Source organism: Clavibacter sp. MX14-G9D, assembly GCF_032917815.1.
GTDB classification, from domain to species: Bacteria; Actinomycetota; Actinomycetes; order Actinomycetales; family Microbacteriaceae; genus Clavibacter; species Clavibacter michiganensis_K.
In genome coordinates, this window is sequence record NZ_JAVCVL010000320.1 from 1 (window position 1) to 2,104 (window position 2,104).

The 2,104-nt window shown below is 75.1% G+C and carries 2 protein-coding genes and 1 pseudogene; 2 read left to right on the top strand and 1 reads right to left on the bottom strand.

Features of this window, described 5'->3' with window-relative positions; translation table 11 throughout:
* Nucleotides 1-354 (top strand): annotated as a pseudogene (locus Q6969_RS15170) (glycosyl transferase); the annotation flags it as partial.
* Nucleotides 355-369: 15 nt separating this feature from the next.
* On the opposite strand, the gene Q6969_RS15175 reads toward Q6969_RS15170, so the two are convergent.
* Nucleotides 370-864, bottom strand: coding sequence for a MarR family transcriptional regulator (locus tag Q6969_RS15175; protein ID WP_317231191.1), 495 nt, complete (start codon nucleotides 862-864; stop codon nucleotides 370-372).
* A 110-nt stretch (nucleotides 865-974) separates the two neighbouring features.
* Here Q6969_RS15175 and Q6969_RS15180 point away from each other — a divergent pair.
* On the top strand, nucleotides 975-2,104 hold a 1,130-nt coding region (locus Q6969_RS15180; protein WP_317231192.1), incomplete at its 3' end, for an FAD-dependent monooxygenase.

A 2,104-nucleotide genomic window follows, 5' to 3' on the forward strand; every position in this document is an offset into this window, starting at 1 on the left:
CTGAGCCCCGCGCAGGTCGCCGCCTGGCGCGCGACGCGGGTGCCCGGGCACGCGAACGGGCACGTGCACGGCGCGAACCTCGGCGTGCGCGCCGACGCCTACGTGCGGGCGGGCGGCTTCCCGGCGCTGGCGGAGCACGAGGACGTCGACCTGGTCGCCCGGCTCCGCCTCCTCGGCGTCACGGTCACCGCCTCCGCTGCCGGCGAGGTGCTGACCTCCGGCCGGCGCGACGGCCGGACGCCCGGCGGATACTCCGGCTACCTGCACGTGTCGCTGCTCGAGCGGGCGGAGGCGGCGGCGTCGGCGGCAGCGGCGAGGGAGGGTTGCGGCAGCCCCTGCGTCGCCGCAGGCTGACCGGACCACCGCCCCTCAGCTCCGGGTCGCGCCGTCGCCTCCCATGCCGCGCGTCCCCGCCGCGGTGCCGTCCGTGATCGCCCGCACCACCTCCGCCGCCGTGCGGAGCTGGTCGGCGGTGAACCCGTCGAGCGCCCGGTCGACGTCGGCCTGCGCACCCTGGAGCATCGCCATCACGCGCGTCCGGGTCGCGGCGCTCGACCGCAGCGTGACCACCCGCCGGTCGGCGCTCTCCCGGCTCCGCTCGAGGTGGCCGCCGCCCTCGAGCCGGTTGATGAGCGCGGTCGTGGCCCCCGACGTCAGGTGCAGCCGTTCCGACAGGCGGGCCGGCGACAGCGCCCGGTCGGCGGTCTCGGCCCAGATCACCTCGGCGAGCGCCGTCGTGTCGGTGGTCGGGAGCCCGAGCGCCGCGGCGAGCTGCCGCACCGACTCGTCGAACGCGGTCGTGTAGTCCCGGAGCCGCTCCAGCACCTCGGAGCGGTCGCCCGGGACCGCGATGGTGTGGGACATGTCGTGATCCTCCGAGTCGACCCGATTGCTTCACCATGAAGCATCTACGCCATAGAGTCTACTCGGACGCGGCATCGCGCATCCGCTCGACGACACGAGGAGACCACCGCATGGCCGACACCACCCGCCTCCGCCCGAGGGTCCTCGTCACGGGAGCCAGCATCGCCGGACCGGCGCTCGCCTGGGGCCTGCACCGCGAGGGCTTCGACGTGACCCTGCTCGAGCGCTCGGCCGCGCCGCGCCAGGCGGGCCAGAACATCGACGTGCGCGGCCTCGGCCGCGACGTCCTCCGGCGCATGGGCATCGAGGACGTCGTGATGGCGAACCTGACCGGCGAGGACGGGACGCGCTTCGTCGACGAGGAGGGGCGCGTCCTCGCCTCGTTCCCGCGCGCCGAGGGCGAGGACGGGCCGACGGCGGAGGTGGAGATCCTGCGCGGCCGGTTCGCGGGGATCCTCGTCGACCTCGTCCGGGACGACGTCGCGCTCCGCTACGGCGACTTCGTCACGGGTGCGCGGCAGGACGCCACCGGGGTCGACGTGGAGCTCGCGAGCGGATCCCGGGAGCGCTACGACCTCCTGCTCGTCGCCGAGGGCCGCAGCTCCCGCACGCGCCGGCTGGCCTTCGCCGAGGAGACCACGCTCCGCGACCACGGCGTGAGCATCGCCTACGGGACGATCGACCGGCTCCCCGGCGACACCGGCTACTGGGACTTCCTCACGGGACGCCGCGCGCGGAACGCCACCATCCGACCGGACGACGAGGGCACGATCCGCGCCAGCCTGTCGTTCGAGTCGGAGCCGTCCGGGTTCGAGCAGCTGCCGTTCGAGGCGCAGATGACCGTGCTCCGCGCGCGCTTCCGCGACACGGGCTGGCAGGTCGAGCGGATCCTCGACGGATTCCAGGCCCGACCGGACGAGTTCTACACGCAGCGCATGGAGCAGGTGATCGTGTCCACGTGGTCGAAGGGACGCATCGCGCTCCTGGGCGACGCGGCCTGGGGATCGGGCCCCACGGGCATGGGCACGACTCTCTCCCTCGTCGCCGCCCACGTGCTCGCGGGCGAGCTGGGACGCGCGCTCTCCGATCCCGCGGACACCTTCGCGGCCGCGTTCGCGCGCTACGAGGCGCAGCTGCGGCGGTACGCCGACAGCGCGCAGGGGCTCCCGCCGGGCGGGGCGCGCCTCAGCCACCCGTCGTCGGCGCTCGGGCAGAGGGCGATGCGCGGCGCCGTGCGGGT

What these genes read in the sequence shown, in the direction of transcription:
- Q6969_RS15175 (WP_317231191.1), bottom strand. Translation starts at nt 864, where the DNA reads ATGTCCCACACCATCGCGGTCCCGGGCGACCGCTCCGAGGTGCTGGAG.